General features: G+C 68.1%; 22 protein-coding genes and 1 pseudogene. 11 read left to right on the forward strand and 12 right to left on the reverse strand.

Going from position 1 to position 26,168, the window contains the following annotated elements:
- Positions 1-47 precede the first annotated feature (47 nt).
- Positions 48-806, forward strand: coding sequence for a class I SAM-dependent methyltransferase (locus HF577_RS10185; RefSeq protein ID WP_169395526.1), 759 nt, complete (start codon positions 48-50; stop codon positions 804-806).
- A gap of 224 nt (positions 807-1,030) precedes the next feature.
- Here HF577_RS10185 and HF577_RS10190 read toward each other — a convergent pair whose 3' ends face one another.
- The 3 genes from HF577_RS10190 to HF577_RS10200 all read right to left on the reverse strand — a co-directional run bounded on the left by HF577_RS10190 (position 1,031) and on the right by HF577_RS10200 (position 4,390).
- Positions 1,031-1,966, reverse strand: a complete 936-nt coding sequence (locus tag HF577_RS10190) for an alpha/beta hydrolase (protein WP_169395527.1) — start codon at positions 1,964-1,966, stop codon at positions 1,031-1,033.
- 39 nt (positions 1,967-2,005) lie between these two features.
- The gene (locus HF577_RS10195; RefSeq protein ID WP_169395528.1) at positions 2,006-2,785 is read right to left on the reverse strand and encodes a response regulator transcription factor; all 780 of its coding nucleotides are present in this window, start codon (positions 2,783-2,785) and stop codon (positions 2,006-2,008) included.
- A gap of 66 nt (positions 2,786-2,851) precedes the next feature.
- Entirely contained in the window at positions 2,852-4,390 is a 1,539-nt protein-coding gene (locus HF577_RS10200) for a GMC family oxidoreductase (protein WP_211174054.1), read from the reverse strand.
- Between the two features lie 539 nt (positions 4,391-4,929).
- On the opposite strand from HF577_RS10200, the gene HF577_RS10205 reads away from it, so the two are divergent.
- The 4 genes from HF577_RS10205 (at position 4,930) to HF577_RS10220 (ending at position 9,440) form a co-directional block, all read left to right on the forward strand.
- Entirely contained in the window at positions 4,930-5,739 is an 810-nt protein-coding gene (locus HF577_RS10205; protein WP_169395530.1) for a mycofactocin-coupled SDR family oxidoreductase, read from the forward strand.
- A 483-nt stretch (positions 5,740-6,222) separates the two neighbouring features.
- The gene (locus HF577_RS10210; RefSeq protein ID WP_312859050.1) at positions 6,223-6,801 is read left to right on the forward strand and encodes an isochorismatase family protein; all 579 of its coding nucleotides are present in this window, start codon (positions 6,223-6,225) and stop codon (positions 6,799-6,801) included.
- Positions 6,802-7,023: 222 nt separating this feature from the next.
- A complete protein-coding gene (locus tag HF577_RS10215) occupies positions 7,024-8,379 on the forward strand; it encodes an FAD/NAD(P)-binding protein (protein WP_169395533.1) in 1,356 nt (451 codons plus the stop codon).
- Between the two features lie 38 nt (positions 8,380-8,417).
- Positions 8,418-9,440 (forward strand): SLAC1 family transporter, encoded by a 1,023-nt coding sequence (locus tag HF577_RS10220; RefSeq protein WP_169395534.1) that lies wholly within the window; start codon positions 8,418-8,420, stop codon positions 9,438-9,440.
- Here HF577_RS10220 and HF577_RS10225 read toward each other — a convergent pair.
- From HF577_RS10225 to HF577_RS38120, 5 genes and pseudogenes are all read right to left on the reverse strand, one after another.
- Positions 9,394-9,864 carry a MarR family winged helix-turn-helix transcriptional regulator gene (locus tag HF577_RS10225; RefSeq protein WP_312859051.1) on the reverse strand — a complete coding sequence of 157 codons (471 nt, stop codon included), beginning with the start codon at positions 9,862-9,864 and terminating at the stop codon, positions 9,394-9,396. The two genes, HF577_RS10220 and HF577_RS10225, sit on opposite strands and share 47 nt — an antisense overlap.
- Before the next feature lie 483 nt (positions 9,865-10,347).
- On the reverse strand, positions 10,348-10,611 hold the full coding sequence (locus HF577_RS10230; protein WP_169395537.1) for a YceI family protein: 264 nt from the start codon (positions 10,609-10,611) through the stop codon (positions 10,348-10,350).
- Positions 10,612-10,625: 14 nt separating this feature from the next.
- Positions 10,626-11,801: a low temperature requirement protein A gene (locus HF577_RS10235; protein ID WP_211174055.1), complete on the reverse strand. Its 1,176-nt coding sequence runs from the start codon at positions 11,799-11,801 to the stop codon at positions 10,626-10,628.
- Between the two features lie 53 nt (positions 11,802-11,854).
- Entirely contained in the window at positions 11,855-12,373 is a 519-nt protein-coding gene (locus HF577_RS10240; RefSeq protein ID WP_312859052.1) for an LLM class flavin-dependent oxidoreductase, read from the reverse strand.
- A 50-nt stretch (positions 12,374-12,423) separates the two neighbouring features.
- Positions 12,424-12,864, reverse strand: a pseudogene (locus tag HF577_RS38120) (LLM class flavin-dependent oxidoreductase); the annotation flags it as partial.
- Positions 12,865-13,088: 224 nt separating this feature from the next.
- Here HF577_RS38120 and HF577_RS10245 point away from each other — a divergent pair.
- From HF577_RS10245 to HF577_RS10270, 6 genes are all read left to right on the forward strand, one after another.
- Positions 13,089-14,510, forward strand: a complete 1,422-nt coding sequence (locus HF577_RS10245; protein WP_169395540.1) for an FAD-binding oxidoreductase — start codon at positions 13,089-13,091, stop codon at positions 14,508-14,510.
- An 81-nt stretch (positions 14,511-14,591) separates the two neighbouring features.
- Positions 14,592-15,209, forward strand: a complete 618-nt coding sequence (locus HF577_RS10250) for a TetR/AcrR family transcriptional regulator (RefSeq protein WP_169395541.1) — start codon at positions 14,592-14,594, stop codon at positions 15,207-15,209.
- 353 nt (positions 15,210-15,562) lie between these two features.
- Complete coding sequence (locus HF577_RS10255) at positions 15,563-16,372, forward strand: class I SAM-dependent DNA methyltransferase (protein WP_169395542.1); 810 nt, start codon at positions 15,563-15,565, stop codon at positions 16,370-16,372.
- 298 nt (positions 16,373-16,670) lie between these two features.
- Entirely contained in the window at positions 16,671-17,096 is a 426-nt protein-coding gene (locus HF577_RS10260; RefSeq protein ID WP_169395543.1) for a hypothetical protein, read from the forward strand.
- Between the two features lie 114 nt (positions 17,097-17,210).
- Positions 17,211-17,417, forward strand: a complete 207-nt coding sequence (locus HF577_RS10265; RefSeq protein ID WP_169395544.1) for a hypothetical protein — start codon at positions 17,211-17,213, stop codon at positions 17,415-17,417.
- Positions 17,418-17,615: 198 nt separating this feature from the next.
- Entirely contained in the window at positions 17,616-18,638 is a 1,023-nt protein-coding gene (locus tag HF577_RS10270; protein WP_169395545.1) for a DUF4331 family protein, read from the forward strand.
- 117 nt (positions 18,639-18,755) lie between these two features.
- Here the strand turns inward: HF577_RS10270 and HF577_RS10275 are convergent, their stop codons facing one another.
- The 4 genes from HF577_RS10275 to HF577_RS10290 all read right to left on the reverse strand — a co-directional run bounded on the left by HF577_RS10275 (position 18,756) and on the right by HF577_RS10290 (position 26,077).
- Positions 18,756-19,874: a serine hydrolase domain-containing protein gene (locus HF577_RS10275; RefSeq protein WP_169395546.1), complete on the reverse strand. Its 1,119-nt coding sequence runs from the start codon at positions 19,872-19,874 to the stop codon at positions 18,756-18,758.
- Between the two features lie 70 nt (positions 19,875-19,944).
- Positions 19,945-20,613, reverse strand: a complete 669-nt coding sequence (locus HF577_RS10280; protein WP_169395547.1) for a BPL-N domain-containing protein — start codon at positions 20,611-20,613, stop codon at positions 19,945-19,947.
- Positions 20,610-24,641: a Pls/PosA family non-ribosomal peptide synthetase gene (locus HF577_RS10285; protein ID WP_246266182.1), complete on the reverse strand. Its 4,032-nt coding sequence runs from the start codon at positions 24,639-24,641 to the stop codon at positions 20,610-20,612. Before HF577_RS10285 ends, HF577_RS10280 begins: the two co-directional genes overlap by 4 nt.
- A complete protein-coding gene (locus HF577_RS10290; RefSeq protein WP_169395548.1) occupies positions 24,629-26,077 on the reverse strand; it encodes a KamA family radical SAM protein in 1,449 nt (482 codons plus the stop codon). The genes HF577_RS10285 and HF577_RS10290 overlap by 13 nt, the downstream gene beginning before the upstream one ends.
- Positions 26,078-26,168 lie beyond the last annotated feature (91 nt).

A 26,168-nucleotide genomic window follows, 5' to 3' on the forward strand; every position in this document is an offset into this window, starting at 1 on the left:
CCAGGCTGAAGTGCTCGGGCACGGCCGCAGCGAGCCACGATGAAGGGATGAGCTTCGACGTCACCGCCGATGCCTACGGGCGCTTCATGGGCCGCTTCTCCGAGCCGCTCGCGAGGCGGTTCGCCGATCTGCTGCAGCTACGGCAGGGCCGGCGTGCCCTGGACGTCGGCTGCGGATCAGGTGCACTGACCGCGGTGCTCGCCGAACACCTGGGGGCCGGCGCCGTCGCTGCCGTCGACCCGTCCGAGTCGTTCGTCGCCGCCGTGCGAACGCGCCTGCCCGGGGTCGACGTCCGTCGTGCCGCGGCGGAGCGTCTGCCGTTCGAGGATGCCGTCTTCGACGTCGCCGCCGCGCAGCTCGTCGTGCATTTCATGGCCGATGCCGTCGCCGGCCTGACGGAGATGGCCCGCGTCACGCGCTCCGGCGGGCTCGTCGCCGCGTGTGTCTGGGACAACGGGGGCGGCCGAGGCCCGTTGTCCCCGTTCTGGCGGGTGGCGCACGACCTCGACCCGGACGTCGTCGAGTCCGATCGAGCCGGCACGCGCGAGGGTCGGCTCGCCGAGCTGTTCGCCGCGGCCGGACTGCGGGACGTCCGGTCCGGCGAGCTGGCCGTCAGGGTCACCTACCCGACCTTCGAGGACTGGTGGGAACCGTTGACGCTCGGCGTCGGCTCCACCGGCAGCTACGTGGCCGGGCTCGACGACGCACGGCAGGCGGCGCTGCGGGCTCATTGCGCCGCCCAGCTTCCACCACCGCCGTTCGAGATCACGGGCGTCGCGTGGTCGGCGGTGGGTGTGGCGGGCTGATACCCACCACCTTGCCGCGCTGTGGCGTCGATCCGCCGGAGTGGCGATCACATCATTATCGCCACTTTTCCGAAGTGGCTCTCCACTGCAACATTTGTGACACCCTCGCCGAATTCGACAACTTCGGCGCTGGCGTCAACGAACGGGACTCGTGGCCACGTGAGATCGGGCAGTTCCCCGGTGCCCACCCCGAGGTGGTCCTTGTAGTTGACACTGGCTAGGTGCTAGGTGAGCAGATGATCGTCGATCCAGGAGCTGATCCGATGCAGTGCGTGTTCCCCGAGCGGAGGCACGAGGTTCATGAACCCGTGGATGGCTCCGGGGTAGAAGTCGATCTCGGCCTCATTGCCGGCCGCGCGCCAGCGCTCTGCCATGAACAGGACGTCGTCGAGCAGCGGGTCGAGCTCCCCGATGGTGAACAGCGCAGGTGGCAGACCGGTGAGATCGGCGTACAGCGGGGAGATCGTGGGGTTCCGCAGCACCGCGGCCGTGTCGGGGAAGATCAGCTTGCGGGTGTTCCGCAGGAACGACGTGCTGAGGACCGGCGTGGTGGGTGTCGCCAGGCGCTCGGCAAGGGTCAGTGACGGGTCGAAGACGCCGTAGGCGAGGCTGACTCCGACCACGCGTTCCATCGCGTCGTGCCTGTGCCGAACGTGGAGCACCGCCAGCGCAGCAAGATGCGCGCCCACGGAGTTTCCGCTGATGAGCAGCTTCTCGGTGCCGAACTCGGAAGCTGCGTGGTCGAACAACCACTCGACGGCGGCCAGCACGTCCTCGAGGCAGGCCGGGTAGGGATGTTCGGGCGCCAGTCGGTAGTCGACGCTCACCGCCACCACGCCGGCTTCCCGGGCGATGAGTTCGTTGGCGTGGTCGTTCTCTTCGGGGCTGCCCCCGAACCAGCCGCCGCCGTGCACGTCGAACAGGACGGCACGAGCTTCCCCTTCCGGCCGGATGACCCGGACACGCACATCGCCGGCAGCACCCGGAATCAGCGTGTCCACAGCACCTTCGGCTCGCGGTACGCCACTCGTGGACGACCGCAGCATCGCCAGCCCGTCGGGCGTTGTGGGGTCGGGCAGTGACCGGCCTGCCTTCGCTGCGGTGATCACCCGCGCCGCCTCGCGGTCGGCGGCCGGGATCGACATGGTGGTGTAGAACATGGATGCCTTCTCCTGGGTGGGTCCGATGGCGGGTCTCATTCACATATGGGCTGTGTCCGGTGGATCCTGCGGAACCTCGAAACGCAGCCCAGCCCCCGGGACGGTGTGGAGGTATCGCGGCTTCCTTGCGGTCTCTCGCAGCTTGCTGCGCAGCCAGGAGATATGGACCTGAACCGTGGTGCAGCGATAGGTGTCCGGTAGTCGCCACACCTCCGTCAGCAGGTCGCGAAGGGGGACCACTTCGCCCGCGCGAAGAGCCATGTACACCAGCAGGTCGTACTCCTTGGGGGAGAGGCACAGCGTTCCGCCGTCCAACTCGACGACCCGGTTCTCGATGTCGATGGCCAATCCGCCGAAGACGAGTATCGGTGGATCCGGCAGCTGGCCGGCGTCGGCCCGGAGGGCGGCCCCGACCTTGGCCAGCAACAGGTCGGCACTGAACGGACGAATCAGACAGCTGTCGGCGCCGGCGTTCAGTGCTGTGACGATATGGCACTCGTCGGCCCGGGAGGTGATGGCAATGACCGGAGCTCGCGCGGCGGCCCGCAAAGCGGGTAACAAGTCGATCGCGCACTGATCGGGCAACTCCAGGTCCAACAGCACGAGATGGGGCCGGGCGGTGACGGCTGACCGCAACCCGGCCATGGCGGTGGGAACCGTACTGACAAGGTGGTCGCGCAGTTCGAGCGCCGCTGATACGACCGTATTCGAGCGAGCCGTCCGGTCCTCGATGACCAGTATTCGAGGCGGGGGATCTTCGTCTTCTCTGTCGGTGCGTCTGTGCTGATCTACGCGCAACGCACAGGACCTCGCTCGCATAAGAGGTAGACGTTCGTCCAGGGGGAGATCGACTCGAAGTCGAGTCGGTTCGACATGAGCCGAGACCTACCGAGCCGATTGGGCACGCAGAAGGTGGGCCGCGCGTTCGGCGATTGCGTACACGGTGGCGTTGGTGTTGGCGTTGACCGGGGACGGCATCACCGAGGCGTCGATCACGCGCAACCCCTCGACCCCATGCACTCGCAGGTCCGGGTCGGCCACGGCGTGCTCGTCGGTACCCATGCGACAGGTCCCGGCGTAGTGGAAGTAGGTGTGCACGCTACGGCGTGCGTAGTCACGCAGCTGGTGGTCGTCGCTCACCTCGGGGCCGGGTTGAGCTTCGTCGCCCCGCCACGGCGCGAACGCTCGTGCGTTCCCCAGGTCACGTGCGGCGCGCAGCCCCGCCACCGCGGCGTCGAGATCCCGCCTGTCGGTGTAGTAGCCCGGGTCGATCAGCGGCGCCGCGTGCGGGTCGGCGCTCGCCAACCGGACCGAACCCCGGCTGAACGGCGCCAGGACCGCGACCACGACGGTGTAGCCGGCGCCTCGCTCCGGGCTCGGGACCGTGTCGCCCAGCATCGGCGCGACCGCGCAGAACAGCTGCACGTCCGGCCACCCCGCCTCGGGAGTGGTGCGGATCGTGCCCTTGGCCTCGCCCCCGCCGTTGCCCACGCCGGCCACGACGGGCTGCCGCGATCGGTACACCACGCCGGTCAGTGGGTGGTCGTGCAGGTTCGTGCCCACCCCGGGAAGGTCGACGACGACCGGGACCCCGACCTCGCGCAGGTGTGACTGCGGTCCGACGCCGGAGCGCATCAACAGCTGCGGCGAGCCGATCGCACCGGCTGCCAGCACGACGTCACGGCCGCAGTCCACACGGAAGGACTGCGAGCCGACACCGTACTCGACACCGGTGCAGCGCCCGCCGCTGAAGAGGAGACGGTGCACCAGCGCGTCGGTGACGAGATCGAGGTTGGGCCGGTGCAGTGCAGGCCCCAGGTAGGCGTCCGCCGCGCTCTGCCGCCTGCCGTCGACGATCGTGAACTCCGCCCAGCCGAATCCCTCCTGGACGCCGCTGTCGATGTCGTCGACGACCGGATGACCGATCTGGCGAGCCGCTGCCAGCATGGCCTCCGACAGTGGGTGCGGCGGGGACACCCGCCACAACCGCAACGGACCGCCGTGGCCCCGCAGAGCCGGGTCACGGTCCTCGACGTGCTCACTGCGTGTGAAGAACGGCAGCAGGTCGTCGAACCCCCAGCCCTTCGCCCCCGCCGCAACCCACGCGTCGTAGCTCGCCCGGTGGCCCCGGATGAACGACATCGCATTGATCGCCGAGGACCCACCCACACCCCGACCGCGCGTCAACCGCACGCGCGGGCTGCCGGGCACGCTCACCGACACGTCACCCCAGTCCATCGAGGAACCCGCCAATGACGGCCAGGCCTGGGGATCGGCGACGGCGGGCAGCGCGTCCCGACTCCCTGCCTCCAGCAGCAGCACCCGCGTGCCGGCGTCCTCGGTCAGGCGGGACGCGAGCACACAACCGGCCGTCCCGGCACCGATGATCACGATGTCGTACGGACGCATCAGTAGATCTCCCATTCGGATGTCGTTTCCCTGACAACGGGATCACCGAGCACGAGGACCTTCACTCGTACCTCCCGGGGGTGCAGCCTCACCGGTCGAGCAGATCTTTGCACACAATAGTAGTCACGATCTATGACGAATGATACACCGCGTGGCGACGGGGGCTGGCGATCTCCCGGGTAACCTGAGGCTCCTCGTCGAGTGCGTTCGCTGTCCCTGTGGTGACGTAGGACGCGTCCGTCCCCGATGGCTGTTCCTGCTGGCAGCTATCCTGTCCGTCCCGTTGATCGCCGGATGTGTGAGCCGCGGTGATGAACGTACGCCCGGCGGACCGGCGGTCCGCCGCGGCGCGACCTTGCACCGCGGATCATCCATGTGTTAGTCATTATCTATCACCATGCTCGGCGGCGGGTCGTGTGATGCTCCTGATCCGGCCGAGCCTCCATGTGGCATTCCGGGCGAATCGCTCGATGTCGCGCTGCCGGCGCCTGTGATGCCCAGAAACGAGGCGCCCGGAACTTCGCCTCTGAAACCAGGACGACGAGGAGATCACGATGGCAGGACGTCTCGAGGGCAAGGTCGCTCTGGTCTCCGGCGCGGCGCGGGGGCAGGGCCGGTCGCACGCGGTGCGGCTGGCGCAGGAGGGTGCGGACATCATCGCGTTCGACGTGTGCCGCCAGCTCGACACGGTGCCCTACCCGCTGGCCACGCCGGAGGACCTCGCGGAGACGGTGAAGCTGGTGGAGGAGCTGGGCCGCGGGATCGTGGCGGGTGAGGCGGACGTGCGGGACTCGGCTGCGGTGCAGGCGCTGGTCGATGGGGGAGTGCGCGATTTCGGGCGTCTGGACGTGGTGTGTGCCAACGCGGGAATCGGCGGGGTCGTGGAGAACACCTGGTCGATCACCGACGAGGAGTGGGAGGAGATGATCGCGGTCGACCTCACCGGGGTGTGGAAGACCGTGAGGGCGGCGGTGCCGGCGATGGTCGAGGCCGGCAACGGTGGCTCGATCGTCATCACCAGCTCGGCCTTCGGTCTGAAGGGCATGCCGGGCGCGACCCACTACGTCTCGGCGAAGCACGGCCTGGTCGGTCTGATGCGCAGTCTGGCCAACGAGTTGGCTCCCTACTTCATCCGCGTGAACTCGGTGCACCCGACGGGCGTGAACACGCCGATGATCGTGAACGAGTTCATGGCGCAGGCGCTGTTGAGTGCGGACGGGTCGTTCAGCCTGCAGAACGCGCTGCCGGTGGAGATGGTCGAGCCTGCGGACGTCTCGAACGCGATCGCCTGGCTCGCTTCCGAGGAGGCCCGCTACGTCACCGGCGTCACGTTGCCGGTGGACGCCGGGTACCTGCAGCGGTGACCTCCGGATCGACCGATTCGGCAGGGGTGCTGACGACGGCGGGGCCACAATAGTCCGAATACGTGACCAGCATGCGCCATTTGCCGGCGAGGCAAGCAGGTCGGCCTGACTTTCTGAAGATCGTCATCGAGTGCCGTTCGATGTTCCGCAAGGCCGTGGGTCACCCTGTGTTCTGGTGATTGACAGGGCTCTGAGCTGCGGATATATGCGATTCCTGATCGCAATGGACAAGCGGGCTCCTGTGGTCGCGGTGAGGAACGCAGGGCTGTTCGGCGGTGGCCCCATAACGGCGCGACCTTGCGTCGGCCTGAGGCCTGTGTTAGTCCTGGTTTATGACAACATGCGCCCTGGTGCACGTGACGTCAGCCGATCTTCTGCTCGGCGTTTCGCTCATGCCGAGCATCGACTGTCCCAAGTGAAGGAGAAGCAGAAGTCATGTCTGCAAGCACATTCACCGAGCGGTTGACCCGAGACAACGCAGCGGTGGTGCTCGTCGACCACCAGGTCGGCCTCTACAGCGGCGTCCGGGACATCTCAGTCGGCGACCTGAAACACAACGTCGTGGCACTGGCCAAGGCCGGCCAGGTACTGGGGCTGCCGTTGGTGGTCACCACGACCGCAGCAGACAGCATGTGGGGCCCGCTCATTCCGGAACTGGCCGCCGCACTGCCTGCCGACCTGACGGTGATCGACCGGTCCACCGTCAACGCCTGGGACGACGAACGCGTCGTCGAGGCCATCCGGGCAACCGGTCGAAAGAACCTGATCATTGCCGGAGTGTCGACCGAGGTATGTCTGGCGCTGCCGGCGATGGCCGCGCTGGCCGAAGGGTTCAAAACCTACGCCGCGATCGACGCTTCCGGAACGTTCTGGCAGGCCAAGCGGGAAGCCGGTCTGCTGCGGATGACGCAGGCCGGAGTGATTCCGGTCGACTACTCGAACGTGATGGTCGAGATCCTCGCCGACAACGCCGACCCGCTCGCCGTCGACGTCTACGCCGCTCTCGACATGCCCTTCGCTGTGCTCGTGGGCCAGATCGCCGACGCGTACACCAAGCGCTGACCGGAGAAGGCGCCGGTTCTGCTGGGTACCGACAGCTGAGTCGGCCGCTACTCGGTCGATCCCACTCCACGATCGGTTCCGCCCGGCGGTACCTGTCGCGGCTACGAGGGGTCCACGGCAGGTACCGCTTCCGCGCGAGCCGTGAGCCGATATCCATGGGAGTGCAGCGTGAGTGGAAAGTTCCCTGACGGTTCGAGGAGCCTGGGCTGTCCGCCGCCAACCGTGGCGATCGTCGGTGGGGGTGCGAGCGGGACGCTGAGCGCGCTTCATCTGCTGCGCGCAAGCAGCGATCCGAACCTTCGGGTCGTGCTGTTCGAAGCCGACTCGCGACGGCGCCATCTCGGCGTCGCCTACGGCACGACCGACGAGCGGCATCTGCTCAACCTGCGCGCGCAGATGATGAGCGCATTTCCGGATGAGCCCGACCACTTCGTCGACTGGGCCCGGCGCGCCGGCCGGGGGTGGAAACCCACTGACTTCCTGCCGCGGATGGCTTACGGCAACTACTTGCGGGACCTGGTCGCCGAGTTCGGTGAGCATCGGTTGCACGTCGTCGATGCGCGGGTCGAGGACGTGGTGGCCCACGACGGTGGCTTCGAGATCGCCACGGACGGCACGAACACACAGGCCAGGTCGGTCGTGCTCGCGTACGGAGTCGGCGCGCCCCACCGGTTGACGACCACCACGGCGCAGTCGCTTCCGGACGCCGCATGGCACCTGCAGAACCCCTGGGATCTCGGGGCCCTCGCGCGGGTGCCCGACGACGCCACCATCGTCATCGTCGGAAGCGGGCTCACTGCCGTCGATGTCGCTCTCACGCTCCTGGACGACGCCCCGCAGCGTCGAGTGGCGATGGTGAGCCGCCGTGGTGACCTTCCGCGTGCTCATCTGGAGGACGTGCCGGCGGAATGGGTGACCCCGATTCCGCCCGGGCCGTTGACCGTGGACGGTCTCGCCGAACTGGTCCATGACCAGATCGCACTGGCCCGGCGCCGGGGCGTCGGCTGGCGCGCAGTTCTCGACGGCCTCCGCCCGCAGTCCCAGCCGATCTGGCGCCGCCTCGACCGGAACCAGCGCCGCCGCTTCCTCGCTGAGTACGAGCACGACTGGCACGTGCATCGCAACCGGATGGCTCCTCAGATCGCCGCCCGGGTCAGGGCTTATACCGAAACCGGGCGGTTCACTCTCCACAGCGGCGGACTCCGGTCCGTGGAAGACCTCGGCAGCCGCTGCCGCGCGAACCTCAGCAACACCACGCTCGAGTCGGACGCCATCGTCAACTGCACCGGCCCGTCGAGCGACATCACGAGAACCACCGACCCGCTACTGCGCACGCTGCTCGACCGCGGCGTCATCGCGCCCGACCCCCTCGGACTCGGCGTGGCGTGCACGGAGCGCGGCGAGCTTCTCGACAGCCACGGTGATGCCGTTCCGGGCATGTACTCCGTCGGCCCGCCGACCAGGGGCACTGTCTGGGAAGCCATTTCCGTCCCGGAGATACGGGGCCAGGCCGCCCGACTCGCCGAGCACCTCACGACGACCCTCGGAGCGAGCGCGCCAGTGCCCATGGGCCGGTGAATGAGGGCGTGCAGCCACTGATGAGAGGAACCGCGATCATGCCCGTCGCACGGGTACCGCTCAACTTCTTCGGAATGCCGTTCGGATTAGCCGGGTTGGGCGGATGCTGGCTGACGGCGGCGGAGTACGGGCTCGCCCCGCCGGCGTTCGGCGAGGCGATCCTCGTCGTCGCCGCGCTGGTGTGGCTGTTCGTCGTCAGCCGCTACGTTCGCGATGCTCTGTTCGACCGGGCCGCCTTCGCCCGCGACCTGCTCGACAACGTCGCGGGCCCCTTCGCGTCCCTGGCCGTGATCACACCGATGCTGTTGGCGGCCGAAGGTCTCTATCCGTACGCGCCCGTGGCCGGCGCCATCGTGACCGACGTGTTCATCGGTCTGACCGTCCTGCTCGGGTCCTGGTTCACCGGTCAGTGGATCTACGGCCCGGTCGACATCGACAAGTTCCATCCCGGCTACTTCCTGCCGACCGTCGCCGGCGGCCTGGTCGCAGCAGCCGCGGCCGCCGCCGTGGGCCAGCCACGGCTGGCCGAGGTCATGTTCGGGCTCGGCATGGTCTGCTGGTTCGTCGTCGGCTCGGTCATCCTGATGCGGATGTTCTTCCGGCCGTTGCTGCCGGGACCGCTGCTGCCGACGGTGGCCATCGAGGTCGCCCCTCCTGCGGTCGCGAGCCTGGCCTACTTCACGATGACCGGTGACCGCGTGGACACCTTCGCCTCGATGCTGGCCGGCTACGGCCTGCTGATGGTCCTGTCCCAGATGCGACTGCTGCCCGCCTACCTGAGGCTGCCGTTCATGCCCAGCACCTGGGCATTCACCTTCAGCTGGGCCGCGGTGGCCAACGTGGCGATGCACTGGGTCAACGGCACCAGGCCGAGCGGCTACGTCATGTACCACTACGTGGTGCTCGCGGCGATCACCGTGTTCATCGGAGGCATCGCCGTGCGCACCGTGATCGCGCTCGGCCGCCACCAGCTGCTGCCGAGGCCGCCCCGCGCGTCACCTGCCGTGTATTCGGTCACTCGTCGGGGAGTTGCGTGGCGTAACCGCGCTGATTCTCGGTGACCTGAAAGAAGATGCGCTTGAACCGCTCGTAGTCCTCTCGTCCCACGATCTGTGCGTGGCGCCGCTGCATGGCGGCCAGGATGAGGTCAGCAGCGCGCATTTGCGCCAGGCCGCGGGCCGTCGGGAAAACAAGCTTGGCCCGACGGTCGCTCGGGTCCGGCCGTCGCTCGACGTACCCCAGAGCCTCCAGCTCGTCGATGAGTGTCCCGATGTTCTGTTTGTGCTGGTGTGACAGCCGAGACAGCTCGGACGGGCGCACCCCGTCGGCATCGAGGTAGGCCAGGACAGCGCCGTGCCTGTACTTCAAGTCATCGAAACCCAGCTCCGCCAGCGACGTGAACAGTTCGCGCTGCACCGCGAACAAGAGGCGACCCGCCAGTACGCCCAGATCTGGATCAGTCGAGTTCCGCTCCGCGCGGGTCACCACTGGCCGTGCTCCTATCGCTTGCGCCCACTACCGTCAGTGATTTAAGGATCGTCGTGACTCCTTACGATAGGCCCCCTCATCGTGAGGGCACACCCAGATCAGGCACTCCTGACCCACGCGCGTCGGCGGAGCGGTCAGATCGGCACAAGCTGCTCATCGGCAAGAACGTCGACGAGCTGGAGGCACGGGGTTACCTCGAACGTCGGCCCGGCACCGGGCTGGAGCCGGTCCGGGAAGAGGCCCTCGCGACCGGGGCGCGAAGCGCGGAGGTCGTCACGGTCGAACCGTCGGTCGACGACCTGCTGCCGCGACGGTCAGGACGGGACGAGTACCGGCGGGCGGGTCGTCACGCTGCTCCAGGCGCTGCGGGCCTGGTCGGGTCGGACGTGGGTCAGCTCGCCCGGACGGCCTGGACCTCCGGGGTGATCTCCGTTGCGTCCCCGATGAGGAGCGGACCGCCCGTCTGGGAGACGTTGCCGTTCACGCGAAGGCGGACCGCGAGACGCGCCCGGAGGCTGTGAAGCCCACACGGAAGGCCCCGGTGTGGTCATCGCCGGTCGACACGGTGGCGACGTCGATCTCCACCTGGACGGAGGACTTCGTGAGGTCCTCGGCGATCTCCAGGGCTCCGGACAGCTCGCCGAACGTCCCCCGTACGCGCGCGCCCACGAAGCGGGTGGCGAACTGGAGGGACGAGTGGACCGGGTCGAGTGCGTACCGGCCCGGAGGGATGTCGATGCTCATGGCTGCTCCTTCACCTACGCAGGCCCCACGTGCCGGACGTGTTGCCGCACCTCGCGGTAGCGATGCACCTCGTACGCCACCAGCGCGCTGAGAACGGCGGCGAGGAAGCCCAGAGTCCCGATCGCCGGGAGCCCGGCGACCAGCGGCATCACGGCCAGCAGCACCGCCCCGACGACCAGCCGGACGGGGTTGGCCGTGCGCAGCACGTACCAGGTGAAACCGACGTGCGCGAACAGGTACAGCACCGCGCCGCCGTAGAGCGCGGCGAGCGGGATGCCGTAGAGCGGGTCGGCGATCGTGTGTCCCTCGCCGCCACCGATGTAGAGCAGGACCTTCTTCAGCCCGAGCGACATCAGGATGATCCCGATGACCATCGGCAGGTGCAGATAGGTGTACCCGCCGCGGGCCATCCGGATCTGCCGCTCCCCGCCGGCTTCGGCCAGGGCGTGCTCGGCGCGCAACGTGACGACGTCGAAGTAGATCCACCACAACGCGCCCGCCACGGCCAGGCCGAGCACGCCGGCGACGATGATCGGCCAGGAGATCGGCAGCTCTGCCACCCCGATGCCGATGGACACGATCGACTCGCCCAGCGCCACGATGATGATCAGCCCGTGCCGTTCGGCGAAGTGGCTCGCCGAGTTGAGCCGCCAGGAGGCGCCGGCCACCGCCGTGCCGACGTAGTCGCCGATGATCGCCGCGGCCCACAAGGCGGTCTGCACCCAACCCTCGGTCTGCGACGCGACGAGCAGCAGCACGGTCCCCAGCACCGCGGCCGGCACGACGCGCACGATCTGCGCGCGCAGCTGCGCGTCCCCGCGGCTGCACACCCAGTACATCGCCAGGTGTACCGCGCGCACGCAGAAGTACGCGACGGCGAACACCACGGGCCCCGAGAGCCCGCCCGGCAGGTCGTTGAAAGCCTCGGGGATGGTGATCGCCCCGACGAACACCGCCGCCATCGCGACGAACATACCCAGCCGGATCAGCCCCTCGTCCGCCTTCGCGACGTTGCCGAGCCAGGAGTAGGCGACCCACGACCACCACATGACGACGAGGATCAGCACGCCGCGCAGCACTGCCTCGGCCGAGCTGTCCTCGGCCATCCAGTCCGTGACCCGGGTGAGCGCGAACACGAACACCAGATCGAAGAACAGCTCGAGCGTCGTGACGGTGGCGCCCTCGCTCAAGGACTCGAACCTCGTGCGGCGCGGGGTGACCATTCTGAGCCTGCCTCTGGCTGTCATGTGCTGATGTCGGGGGCGAAGCGGCCCGCGCGCTCCCGGACCCTGGGCGCGACCTCCTCGGCGAAGAGCCGGATCTGCCGCTCGTCGGTCCGCTGCGGCCACAGCACGAACGTGGTGAACGGCTGCTCGGTGGCCAGCCGGGTCAACAGCTCGACCCAGCCCCCGACATCGGCACGGACCGGATCGCTGCCGGACTGCGCGAGCGGCCCCGGCGTCGCCGCCGCCGGGTCGATGACTCCGACGAGCTGTGCGATGCGCCGGATGTCCGCGGGATCGCGCCCGGCTCCGCGCGCCGCGCGGTCGAGGAGCTCGTTGCTCTGCGCCCAGCGCTCGTAGGGCAGGTACGACGGGATCGGCGCCGCCCAGCCGTCAGCGAGCTGCCCGGTCAGCGCGAGACTGCGTGGGCCCTGTGACCCGACCCAGATCGCCACGCCGCCGGGACCCGGCTCCTGCCCGACGACCCCGCCGACCCGGTAGAACTCGCCGTCGTGGTCGACGCTCGCATCGGCCGCCACAGCCCGCGCATGATGGCGATCGCCTCCTCGAGCGCCCGCAGCGCCTCGGGTGGGGTCCGCCGGGGCGCTCCCATGGACTCGATCGCATCCCAGTAGCCGCCTGCGCCGAGGCCGAGCTGGAAGCGGCCTCCGGACACCGAGCTCAGCGCGCCCGCCGTCCGGGCCAGGACAGCAGGGGGGCGAAGCGGCAGATTCGCCACGTCGGGAAACACCTGGATGCGCTCGGTACGGGCGAGGAGGTCGCCCATGACGACGAACGCGTCGAGGTAGCGCGCCGCGTAGGGATGGTCCTGAACGCCGATGTACTCCAGTCCCGCCTCCTCGGCCACCACCGCCAACCGGCGGGTCGTCCCGAGATCACGGGTCGGAAGCAAGGAGACGCCGAACTGCAGGTCTGTCACGAAGCTCTCCTCCTCGCAGGTCGGAAGGGTGCGTGCGCCGGGCGATCGGCATCGGTTCCTAGAGTGGTAGCATTCTATGACTATCAGCATCCATGACTAACTGCAAGTGTGTTCACACCTCTGGCACCACCGGCTCGCCCGATCGGTACGGTGATACCGTATATCCATACCGATCCGACGGTCGTCGGCTCGAGCGGCCGACGCCGGACAGCCGGCGAGCACCTCGGTCGCATGCCCATGGCACACCCGCACGTCCGCCGGGCGGCGGACGACAACCCCCGACGTCGCTGCGGTTGGTGGCACCGGTTCGCGCCGTGCGCGGTGAGACGAATCAGAAAGGCGCTGACATGCTCCGCCGATCGACCTCCTCTCTTCTGGCGTCCGTGAACGGGCCCGTCTTCTTCGCGGGCGACGACGGTTTCGCCGACGAGGCGTCCGTGTTCAACACGGCCGTCATGCATCTTCCCTACGTGATCGTCGGCGCCACCGGTGAGGCGGACGTCCGGGCGGCGGTGCATTTCGCCAGTGAGCACGCCCTCCCCGTCGCGGTACTCAACACCGGTCACGGCCCTTCCGTGCCGGCTTCCGGACCCTCCGTCATGATCACCACGCGTCGCATGGCCGGAGTGTGGATCGACAGCGCGAAGAGGACGGCCCGGGTCGAGGCCGGCGCCCGCTGGGGCCAGGTGGTCGACGAGGCCGCGAAAGTCGGGCTCGCGCCGCTCGCCGGGTCCTCACCGCATGTTGGCGTCGTCGGTTACACGCTCGGTGGTGGGGTCAGTGTGGCGCTGGGGCGGGCCTTCGGCTACGCGGCCGACCACGTGCAGGTGATCGAGATCGTGACTGCGGACGGCGAGCTCCGCCGCGTCACGCCTGATTCGGACGGGGAGTTGTTCTTCGCCCTCCTCGGCGGGAAGGGGAACTTCGGCGTCGTCACCGCGATGGAGTTCACGCTGTTTCCCGTCGCGGAAATCTACGCGGGAGCCTTGCATTTCTCGGGCGACAACGCGCGGGAAGTGCTGGAGGCCTACGAGCGGTTCACCTCGACCGCACCGGACGAACTGACCTCGTCGATCGTCTTCCTGCGTGCTCCCGACCTGCCCTTCGTCCCCGACTTCATGCGAGGAAGGCTCACCGTCTCCATCAGGATCTCCTTCCTGGGCGCGGCACCTGAGGGCGAGGCGTTGATCGCGCCGTTGCGAGCGGTTGCGCCCGTGCTCGCCGACACCGTGTCCACGATGCCGTTCGCCGACATCGCTTCGATCACCAACGATCCGAGCGAACCGGCTGCCGCCGTAGAGCATTTCGCCATCCTCGACGAGTTGTCCCCGTCGGCGATGGAGGCGATCCTCGACATCGCCGGTTCGAACTCCGACTCCTCCGTCACCATGGTCAACCTGACCCATCTCGGCGGCGCGCTCGGTCGGCCGTCGGAAAAGGCGAACGCGGTGGGGCGACGCGATGCCGCATTCGCCATCTTCGCGTTCACGGTCGTGCCGCCCGGCGATGTGGTCCTGAACGCAGGCATGGACCAGGGTCTGGAACTGATGCGCCGGCTCACCCCACCCGGCGGCGGCCGGAAGCACCCCGGTTACCTCTCGCCTGCGGACGCCTCCGTCGAGAGTGTGCGCCTGGCGTACGACACATCGACATACGAGCGTCTCCAGGCGACGAAGACCCGGTACGACCCGCGCAACGTGTTCCGCTTCACCCACAACATCCCGCCCCGCACGTAGGCGCCGGCCAGTGCCAAAGACCAGCAGATCGACCGGATTGACCGGATTGACCGTGATCCGGCATGGCTATATGGTGCGATCATGCCCGCCGAAAACCTGCGCGCCGCACATCGAAAGAGACGTGCCGGTGGGGGGAAACGGGCCGTCGTTCTGGACGCGGTGACAGATGTGCTTGCGGAACGTGGGTACGAGAACACCCGCTTTGCCGACGTATCGACGGCCAGCGGGGTGGCGATCAGTACGCTGCAGAACTACTTCGGCTCGCGCGAGGACATGGTCATCGAGGCCATGGAGATGTCCACCATTCGGGAGGTGGATGCGCTCGAATCGGTAGCCGCGGCCGAAGGTGATCCGTGGGATCGGCTGATCGCGATGATCGATCGGAGTCTGAACAGCTCCCACCGCACTCGGCAGCTGCTCGTCGAATTCTGGCGGTCGGCAATGCGGGACGACGAAGTTCGCAAGTACAGCGTCGAGGGGTGGGAGCGCTATCGGACGCCCTTCCTGGCCGCGGTGAACGAAGGCCGCGAGCATGGTGCGTTCACCCCCACTCTCAGCCCCGACGACATCGCGGATTTCGTGCAGTCCGCCTTGGCCGGAGCCATCGTCTCCCACGTTCTGCACCCCGCGCCGTCCTCTGCCAACTTCCGCGCCGTCCTGCTCACCCAGCTCCGATCGATGCTGGGACTCGACGTCTAGGCGACGCGCGGCCCGACGCTCACGACGGTGCCCATCGGCAGCACGGAATGAGAATGGCGGACCTTAGATGCCGGTAGCGCGCAGCGCGACCTGCATGTGAGTTGAATCACTGCTATCCGTAGCTGTCTTTGTCGATCTCCATAGAATCATCAGGATCTTCCTGGGGTTGGCCCATTGCCCACATTTTCTTGGTGGTCTACAGGGTTGCCGGAATCAATGGTGCCTTGTTGTATGGTCGTCCGAGTGGTAGGCAGATGTGTGGCCAGTGGCTGTGAGATCGGCCGCTGCGGCGTTTCAAATGGAGCCCGGGTCGCGCGTCCATCATTTCTCGACGAAAGGCATCGGGAGGCGTCATGACCATCATTGGATCGAACCGGTTCGGCCTGTCGGAAGCCGAATCATCGGCGAATTTCGAAGTATTTCTTCCTGAGTTCGACGGCGACCAGATCCTCGATCAGGACGAGGAGTGGTGCGAGGTCCTGGTCGACGGGCAGCGGACCAGGATTCGATTCCACGACTACCACCGGATCTACGATATTCCAGGCATGTACGAGCGTCTCTTCTACGAGATGCTCGAGTGTGTCTCTCCGCGTACGGTCTGCGATCTGCTGGCCACGGCACTGGCCGAACACGCGATGAAGGCCGAGGACCTGCGGGTGCTGGACGTCGGCGCCGGCAACGGCATGGTCGGCGAGGAGATCCGGACGTTGGGCGTGGACACGGTGCACGGCGTCGACATTCTGGAGGAGGCGGCCGCCGCTACCCGTCGCGATCGTCCGGACGTCTACGACGACTACCTCGTCGCCGATCTCACCGACCTCACGCTCGAGCAGCGCGACGTCCTCGTCCGCGCCAAGTTCAACACGATGACCACGGTGGCTGCGCTCGGGTTCGGCGACATCCCTCCCGAGGCCTTCGTGGGTGCGTTCAACCTCATCGAGACCCCGGGCCTGCTGGCGTTCACCATCAAGGACGACTTCCTCCGCGATGACGACCCGAGCGGTTTCAGCCTGCTGATCCGGCGCATGTTCGCCGAGAAGACAATCGTGGCGCAGGCGGAGAAGCACTACCGGCATCGGCTGTCGGTGCATGGCAAGCCGTTGGAGTACATCGCGTTCGTCGTACGCAAGACGGGTGATGTGCCGACGGCCTGGATCCGCTGAACAGTTCTGTCCATCAGGAAGTCCGCTGCGAACGATCGCACGAGGTGCGCCCGGTCCGGGCCGGCCGGTTGACCGGCGGCGATGATCACGCCTGAGGCCGGCACGCGGCGTTGGCCGTGTTAAATGAGCGAGCGCTCGTTTTACACTGGGGGGACATCGCGCAGCGCGACCGGCGCCGCCCCCGTCTTCCTCGTCGCCTGTTGCGCGGGCGGCGAGGGCCGGCAGGCGCGGGCTGGTCGCCGGTGGCGTCCTGATCGACCTGAACATCGCCGGCCTCGGCTGGCGCTCGGTATTCCTGGTGAATGTCCCGATCGGCATTGCGTTGTTCGTCGTCGCCGCACTCGTGCTGCCTCGGGTTCCGGTCGTGGACCGGCGCCTCGACGTTCCCGGTGTGGTGCTGCTGACCTGCGGCGGCGTTCTCGTGATCTCGGCGCTGACGCTCGGCACGGAGGGCGGTTGGCCGCCGTGGAGCATCGGTGCTGCTGGCGCGGGCGTGGCGGTGCTCGTGGTGTTCGTCGCTCAGCAGCGGCGCACGAGTCGCCGCGGTGAGCCGGTGCTGGTGGAGCCGGCGCTGTCCACCACCCGCGGTGTCCGTCCCGGGCTGCTGGGACTGCTGCTCGTCGGTACTCGCTCCTCGTCAGCGGTGTGGTCGGTGCCGGCGTGGCGCTCCTGCTCCCCGCCTGGCTCACCGCGGGGGAGAGCTGGCCTGCCGCGGCCGCGCTGACGTGCTCGGCGTGACAGGTCTGGGGTTCGGGGTGTCGTTCAGTCCGCTGGTGTCGCTCACCGTCGCCCACGTCCGGCCCGAGCACATCCCGATGCCAGCGGTACGGCGACGACAGTGCTGCAGTTCAGCTTCGTCACCGGGGTGGCGGTCTTCGGCACCATCTACCAGGGGACCGGGCGGATCGCGAACCTTCGTGAACGGATAAATGACGGTCAGCTGTCGTCCAGGGGAGTGAATGTGCTCGAGACGCGCCCGTTGTGCACCATGAACGTCCAGCTGGTCAACCCGCGAGTGGTTCGCTGGTGCTGCTGCTCGGAATGATCGACTTGCGTGATTCGCAGGGAATTGTGATCAAACGCGTTGATGTGGTTTCGGTCGACCTGTCCGAATCGCCCACGTAGCGGCATACCCAATCGGTTGCAGGAACTGCGATCACACGTGGCACCCGGCACGTTGGGGTGGCCGTGCACCCACGCCACTGCACGAACCGATGCACCACCCGAACCGAAAGGACCTACCGTGTCCCACCATCTGGATACCCCGCTGGCGGCGCAGACCGGCCAGTTGTTCCTCGATGATCTGTGTGTCTTCCGTGGCGAGGACAGCACCGTGTTCGTGATGGATGTGAACTCGACGGTCAACGGTCTGCATTCGGAGCCGAGTTTCCACTCCGAGGCCCGGTACGAGTTCAAGGTGCACCTTGACGGTGCGGAGGTGGAGGAGCTGACCTACCGGGTGTCGTTCGCCGATGCGGACGCCGAGGGGCGCCAGGCGTTGCAATTGCACGAGCTGACCGGCGCCGACGCGCGCGAGGACGCGGCGACCGGGGAGCTGGTGCTGGAGGGCCGGACCGGGTCGAGCGCGGATGGGTCGGGGGTGCGGTTGTGGGCCGGGCGGATCAAGGACTGGTTCTACATCGACCTGTCGTTGTTGGACATGGTGAACTCCGCGGTCCGCGGTGGCACGGTTCTGGACTTGTCGGGGTGGCAGCCGCGGGAGGCGACGAACAGTTTCGCGGACACGACGGTGGACTCGATCGTGCTGGAGGTGTCGCACCGGCATCCGCAGTTGCGCCCGGGCGCGCAGATCGGGGTGTGGGCGGCGACGAAGCTGGCCACCGATGCTGGTGGGTGGCGGCAGATCAACCGGGCGGGGCATCCGATGATGTGGCCGATCTTCTGGCCCGATGACGTGCAGTTCGCTCTGGCGTCCAACACCCAGCACCCGTCGCAGGACGTCGAGTCCGATCGCCAGGAGGTCGCTGAGCACATCGCCGCGTCCGCGGCGGCGACCGGCACCACCGCCGATCCCGCGGGCTATGGCCAGACGGTGGCGGCGGAGCTGTTCCCGGACGTGTTGTCCTACACCGTGGGTACGCCGGCGACCTACGGGTTCGCCGGCCGTAACGGGCGGACCTTGGCCGACAATGCCCCGGAGGTGATGCTGTCCCTGGTCACCGGGGTCGCGGTGCCCTCCGGTCTGACCCCGGCCACCAACGAGCAGTTGCGCACGCCCGACTTCCCGTACGTCGTCCCGGCCTGATCCCGCCGCTCGGCTCGCCCCGGCGTCCTCGCAGACGGCGTGGGTTCCTCGCAGATGCTGGGGGCCCTGCGAGGAGCACGCTCGCTCTGCGACGACGGTCCTGCCGGGCCGGCCGTACTAGAGCAGTGCGGGGATCACGTACCGCTCGACGAATGCGGCGGAGTCGACCTCACGGTCCCGTCGGAGTGTGTTCTGGGTGATCACGAGCACCGTGTCGAGATCCGGCATCACGTAGATGAACTGGCCGCCGTATCCCCACGCGAAGTACATGTCGTGGCCGGCGATGGTGCGTGTCCACCATCCTTGCGAGTAGCCGGGACCCGAGCCGTTCTCCGTGGTCGTGGTGGTGGCGGCGGCCGTCACGGCCCACTCGGGGATCACGCGCGTCCCGTTGTGGGTTCCGTCATCGAGGTAGAGGAGCCCGAACGTCGCCATCTCCCGGGTGTTCAGGTAGACGTTGTACCCGCCCGAGTAGATGCCTTGCGGGTCTCGTCCCCAGTGCTCGACGGTGATACCGAGCGGTGTGAGGAGATTGTTCTCCGCGAACTGGCAGGTGCCCGTCTTGGTGGCCGCCTGGATGACCGCCGAAAGGACGTGTGTGTTGCCGCTGCTGTAGGTGAAAACGGTCCCCGGTGTCGCGACGAGACCTTGGTCGAGTATCGCCCAGACCCAGTCGCTCTCCTTCTCGATCCGGTACTCCGTCCGATCCTCCGTCCACCTCAGCCCGGACCTCATCTCGATGAGGTTCCGGAGGGTGATCCTGTCCGCGTTCGGGTAGCCGGGCAGGTACCGGGACACCGTGTCGTCGAGGCTGTTGATGAACCCCTTCTCGATGGCGGTCGCAAGCACGGCCTGGAGGATGCTCTTCGACACGGAGTGGACGTTGTTGCTCTGGTCCATGCCCCCACCGTTGACGTAGCGCTCGTAGGCGAGGCGGCCGTGGCGCACGACCGCCACGCTCTGCACGGAGTTGTTGCCGGCCAGGGCGCTCACTCCCGCATCGAGCCTCGCGCCGTCGATGCCTTCGGCCTCCGGGGTTGACACCGTCGTGCCGGACTCGACGTCGCCGCGGTCGGTGTAGGTCGGGTTGTTCTCGTAGAAGGTGTTCCCGGATCGCTGCCGGGCGCCGTTGCAGCCGTCCTCCCGGGGCGGACCCGACGAGCAGGCCGCCATCGCGAGAAGCACGATCGACGCCGTGGCGACGAGCCGCACGGCGGGCCCGCGGCCGCCGCTCATCGAACGATGCCCGGTGGCGGCCGGCCGGGCCGGGCGGGTCGGTTTCCGTGCTTCGGCGGGGCGCAGATCATCACGGTCCCATCAGTGAGTCGACCAGGTCGCAGCCCAGGTCGTAATGGATGCCGTCGGGATTCGTCAGGCCGTTGCTCCGGTACCACTCCTGCGACGCTTCGGGGTGCGGGCCGGACAGGCCGACCTTCCCGCGCCCGAACGGCGCCACGAGCGCGGCGATCTCGCCGTTGCTCGCATACCTGGCGAGGACGGCGCCTCCGGAGCCCGATGCCGGTGGCGTCAGAACCGTGCCGTCCTGGAAGAACATGTGCCGTCGCACTCCGCGCCAGTCGACCGCGACAACGGTGTCGCGGCTCGTCCGCACGTCGGCTCCGGCCGAGGTGATGAACTGGTCGGTGTCCGGGAGGAACCCGAAGCCCGCCCACGTACCGGCCAGGTAGGCGCCCATGCAGATTCCGAGGTAACGGCCACCCGACTGCGTGTAGTCGATGATGGTCGGAGCGAACCGCTTCATCTGGCGGAATGCTCGCTTGACGCTGTTGCCGCCTCCTGGTTGCGCATAGAGGACGGCGGAGTCCAGCACCTCCCTGGTGAGCGGAAGTGCCTCGCGCGGGCCGACATAGGCGATGTCGAGGTCGTGCCCGGAGGCGCGGAGCAGGGCGGCCACCTCCTCCGCGCACCCCTCGCAGGCCGCGGGACCGCGGTACACCAGAGCCAGAGCGCTCATCCCGCCCCTCCTTCCACCCGCGACGTGGGAATGCCCTGCCACCAGGTGCGTTCCTCGATCGCCTCCCCCTTCATCACGAGCGAGAGCGGCCCGATGACAGCACCTCGGCGGACTTCCGAGTCGTAGAGCACCACGCTCATGTTGCCGATCGACGCCTCGTCCGCGATCGTGAGCGCCGACGACTTGAAGACGCGGTCCTCGAAGAGATGGTTCTGCATGACGGCCCCGTGGTTCAACGCGACGTGGTCGCCGATGTCGACGAGATCGAACTCCGAGAACAGCGTTGTCGCGATGTAGGTGTGTCGTCCGACCCGGCAGCCCATCATGCGGAGGAACGCGGCGATGAACGGGGTGCCGAGCATCGTCGACGCCACGGGTGCGAACACCGACTCGAACGCCCCGTTCACCATCTCGTTCAGCCACACGTACCGGCACCAGAGCGGCCGGATCTCCGGGCGGTACGTTCCCATGACGCATTTCTTGAGCAACGCGACGATCGCCGCCGCCGCGATTCCCAGAGCGAGCCCGATCAGCGGTGCCACCGCGACCATCACCGCCACCCCGGCCGCTCGGTACACCAGGAACAGGCTCAGTACCGATGCCGTCAAGGTGAGCAGCCCGAGGTAGGCGGGGATCAGGATCCGGAGCCCGTCGATGACGGCGCGCTCCGCGTAGAGCCTGGCAGTGGGACGGAATATGGTCGTCTCGTCGAAGTTGCCCACCTTGATCCGGTGGGTCAAGGGGAACGACGGCGAGCCCAGCCACTCGCTGCCGTCGGGGGTGCGCGGACCGGCGGGCGGAATCGACTGGACGCCCAGCAGGCAGCCGTCACCCACGCTGTTGCCCACCGGCACGACAGCGCCGTTGCCGATGAAGCTGCGCCGTCCGATGCGGTTGACGTCGATCTGGAAGACACCCAGGTGCGTCCGGCGCCCACCGATGATCGCGCCGTCCGCGAAGAAGCTCTCCGGGCCGATGTCGACCAGTTCGGGCGCGACCGACCAGACCGTCGAGATCTCCGCGCGACGTCCGATCCTGGCGCCGAGCAGCCGCAGGAACGGCGGCAGGTAGAGGGTCGTGTACACCGGCAGCATGAGGCCCCGCGTCACGCCCATCAGGCCGTCGGACGCCCACTTCCGCAGGTAGGCCCCGCTCAGTACCGAGTACGTGCCCGGCCGGATCCCGCGCAGGAGCAGCCTCTTCACAGCGGCGATGTAGAAGCAGGAGAAGACGAGCCCCACCGGTACCGAGCCCACCAGCGTCAAAGCTCCGACGACCACGCCGCCGCGGGTGAACGCGAACCAGTAGGCGAGCAGGAACCCGACAGCCGGGGGCAGGCTCACGAGCGCCAGGAGGTCAGTCAGCACCACGTGTGCGAGCCCGAAGAGCGCCCGCCGGCCCGTCGACTGGCGCGGGTCGGGACGTTCCGCGGGCAGGCTCACCTCCGCCTTCCGGGCCGGCGACCCCTGGCGCCCCTCACCGGCAGGTATCTCCTCGCCGTCGCCCAGCAGCGACTGGTCGTCGAGGCTGCTCCCGTCGCCCATCCGGACGTCGAGGCCCAGCGCGGAGTGGATTCCGACGAAACACCGGCTCCCGATCCGCACCTCGCCCAGCCGCAACATCCCGCCCTCGACGCGGTAACCGAGCATCTGGGTGTCGGCACCGATGCTCGTGTCCGCTCCGATCGAGACGAGGTCCCAGGCGAAGCACTGCCCCGAGTTGAGCGTGCAGCGCGGCCCGACGCGGGCGCCCATCAACCGGAAGTAGACGGGCAGGAGCGGGGTGCCCACCAGTGCCCCGGCACCGCTGAGCGCCGTCAGCCTGGCCACGAGCCACCAGCGGAGGTAGTAGAAGCCCCACAGCTTGTGTTCTCCCGGCCGGTAGCGGCCGATCAGCACCCACTTCGCCGCTATCGAGACCAGGAGCAGGATCGGCCAGGTGATGATCGGGACGACGACGAACGCCATGACGAGGAGCCGGACCGTCGACACCGTTCCCTGGATCCAGCCCAGGGCCAGCAGGAAGACGACGGTGGTCGGGATCATCACCGGCGCCGACAGCACGTACATCGACATCGCCTGCGCACCGACGGTGGTCCACCGCTGCCGTCGAGGCGTCGACTCGAAGACCTCCCGGCTCGAGGTCATCGCCGGTGCCACTCCCGCCGGGCTCTCCCCGGCCCGGGCCAGTTCGTCGAGCCGGGCGGCGAGCAGTTGCACGGTCGGATGCGCATAGGCGTCCCGGACGGCGACCGGCAGCCCGGTCCGTTCCCGCAGCGTGGTCACCATCTGAGCGGCGACCAGGGAATGTCCGCCGAGATCCAGGAAGAAGTCGTCGGCCACGGACGTCACGTCGATACCGAGGACGCCGGTCCAGACCTCGGCGACGAGATGCTCCCGCTCGTTCTGCGGCGCGACGACGGTGCCGGAGACCCGGACGAGGGGGGTGACAGGGTCCGGCAGGTTCTTGCGGTCCACCTTCCCGCTGGTCGTCCGCGGGAGTTCGGGAAGGACGTCGAGATGGCCGGGGATCATGTACGCCGGAAGCCTCGACTCCAGCAGCGAGAGCACCGCGCCGGGTTCGAGCGCGGCGGCGGGACGGCTCAGTACGACGTACGCCGCGAGCTCGTCCAGGCCGGCGTGGGAGACCACGCGTACGCCTGCCGAGCGGACGTCGTCGAGCTCGGTCAGGACGTTCTCGATCTCGGACAGCTCCACCCGGTAGCCGCGGATCTTGACCTGCCCGTCGAGACGGCCGAGGAACTCGAGATCGCCGTGCTCGCTCCAGCGGGCCAGATCGCCCGTGCGGTAGCAGCGCTGCACCGGGTCCTGGCCCATGGTGTCGTCGATGACGGTGAGGAACTTCTCCTCGGTCATCGCCGGTTCGTTGAGATACCCGCGGGCCAGCGTGGCGCCGGAGATGAGCAGCTCGCCGGCGACGCCTGGCGGGACGGGATCGAGGTTCTCGTCGACGATGCGGACCTCGTAACCCCCGAGTGGCCGACCGATGGTGACGGGCCGGCCGCGCACGCATGCGAACGCCGTGGTGTTCACCGTCGCCTCGGTGGGCCCGTACACGTTCAGGACCTGCGTGTCGTCTCCTGCCCAGGTGTCCACGAGCCGTGGCGGACAGACCTCCCCGCTCAGCACGACGGTTCGCAGGTTCGGGACCGGGGCCGCGATCGTCGACAGCAGGGTCGGGACGGTCGAGAAGTAGGTGACGCCGAGGGCGCGCAGATACTCGCCCAGCTCGTCCCCGAAGCGCGGTGCGTCGGCGGTGGGCACGACCAGCGTCGACCCGTTCGAGAAGGCCATCCACATCTCCTCGACCGACCCGTCGAAGCTCAGCGAGAAGCCCTGGTAGACGCGGTCCGTGGTGGTCGTACCGCAGACCTCGTTGAAGGCCGAGACGAAGCGGGTGGCGTGCTGATGCTCGGTCATCACGCCCTTGGGCCGCCCGGTGGAGCCGGAGGTGTAGATGACGTAGGCGAGGTCCCGCGGTGATGCGCCGGTCTCGGCGCGCGTGAGTCTCGACGCCGGCAGGTCGTCGCGGCCGAGAACGTCCTCGACCTCGATCAGCCGCTCGGCCCCCAGGAGCTCCGCGCCGCGCGAGGACAGCGCACGGTCGGTCAGGCAGAGCAGCAGCCGGGCCTCTCCGTCGATGTAGCGCACGCGCTCCGGCGGGTAGGTCGGGTCGATCGGGATGTACGCGGCGCCTGCTTTCAGGCAACCGAGAACGGCGATGATCGGCAGCTCGGAGCGGTGGGAGTAGATCCCGACGAACGCGCCGGGCCCTGCCCCGCGCTGCCGGAGCACGCGCGCGAGGCGGTTCGCCTCGGCGTCGAGCTGCGCGTAGCTCAGGCTCCGGCCGCCGCACACGAGCGCCGTCAGGTCGGGGGTCGCGTCCGCCTGTGCCTCGAAGAGCTCGTGCAGGCAGGCAGCCTCCCCGAGCACCGCTCGGCTCGCCGGTTCCACGGCGAGGGTGTCGTGCGTACCGGATGTCATGGTCGGCGCCGTCAGCTCGTGCATGCCGGGGCACCCGCCATCGCCGGGCTCCGGTCGGTGGCCGGGAACTCCCGACGCCACCACATCTGCCCCGACCCGGGGAGGGACCTGATCGGGTCGAAGTACTCGTAGAGCCGGTACGCCGCAGCCGGGTCGTCGGCCTCGATGCTGGTCAGATAGTTCTTCGTCCAGTGGGACACGCCGCGGGTGCGGTCATAGCCCGTCAGCTGGTGCACCCAGCGTTTACCGAGGTACGGAACGTCGCAGACGATCCGCGGCGTCGCGAAGCCCGGCAGGTAGCCCATGATCTGGTCCTGGATTTCCTGGGCCTCCCATACGGCCAGACGCCAGTGCTCCGAGTTCGGGATCATGTCGCACATGTAGAAGTAGTACGGAATGACTCCCGCTTCATCGAGGAGGGCGAAGCACAGATCGAGGAGCTGGTCGGGCGAGTCGTTGACGTTCCGCATCAACACCCCCTGGTTGCGGACGTCGCGGATCCCGGTCTCGAGCATCGTTTTCGCGGCCCGGGCGAACAGGGGCGTGACCGACTGCGACGTGTTGACGTGGGTGTGGATCGCGATGTTGACACCGCGCCGTCGGGCGAGCGTTGCCACCCGTTCCATCCCGCGGACGATGTCGTCCTGCAGCCAATGCTGGGGGAGGCCCATCAGCGCCTTGGTGGCGAGCCGGATGTCCCGGATGGAGTCGATGGCGAGCAGGCGGGTCAGGAAGTCCTCCAACAGCCGCCACGGCACGTTCGCCACGTCGCCACCCGACACGACGACGTCACGGATCTGCGGCGACCGCTGCAGGTGGTCGATGATTCCGTCCAAGCGGGCCGGTTGCTTCGTCTCCAGCTTCAGCTTGCTGAACTGGATCGTCGAGGTGCCGACCAGGTCCATCCTCGTGCAGTGCCCGCAGTACTGCGGGCAGGTCGCGAGCAGTTCGGCCAGCACCTTGGTGGGATAGCGCTGGGTGAGGCCCTCGACGAGCCACATCTCCTTCTCGTGCAGCGAGTCCCGGGTCGCATGTGGATGGCTCGGCCACTCACGATCCCGGTCGGAGGCCACCGGCAACATGTAGCGGCGCACCGGGTCGGCGTAGACGCCGTCGAGATCCGGGACGTGCCCGGGCACGATCGTGTTGAGCATCTGGGGCGGGATGAGCAGCGGCATGGTCGCTGACTCGGCCTGGTCGTGCTCCAGGTCCCGGTAGAACGTCTCGGGTATGAGGTCGCCGTAGACGTCGTGCAACTGGCGGAGGTTCTTGACGCAGTGCGCCCGTTGCCATTGGGCGGACTCCCACTCGTTGCGGGTCACGTCGCGCCAGCCGGGAATGCGCGTCCAGTCCGGCTCGACCAGGTCGCGGCGACGATATTGGTAGGGCTGGGCGGCGAGGCGGTTACTGGTGCCTGGCTCGTCGAGCCCGGTCGGAAGGAAGTTCTGGTCGATAGTCATCGGTACTCCGTCGCAGCGGTTGTGCGGTGGCCGGACACCGGCTGAGCGGCGTCGGAAGGCGGTCGCGGATGGGTGAGGGCGCGATCGGGCA

This window comes from Pseudonocardia xinjiangensis (genome assembly GCF_012911925.1).
GTDB classification, from domain to species: Bacteria; Actinomycetota; Actinomycetes; order Mycobacteriales; family Pseudonocardiaceae; genus Pseudonocardia; species Pseudonocardia xinjiangensis.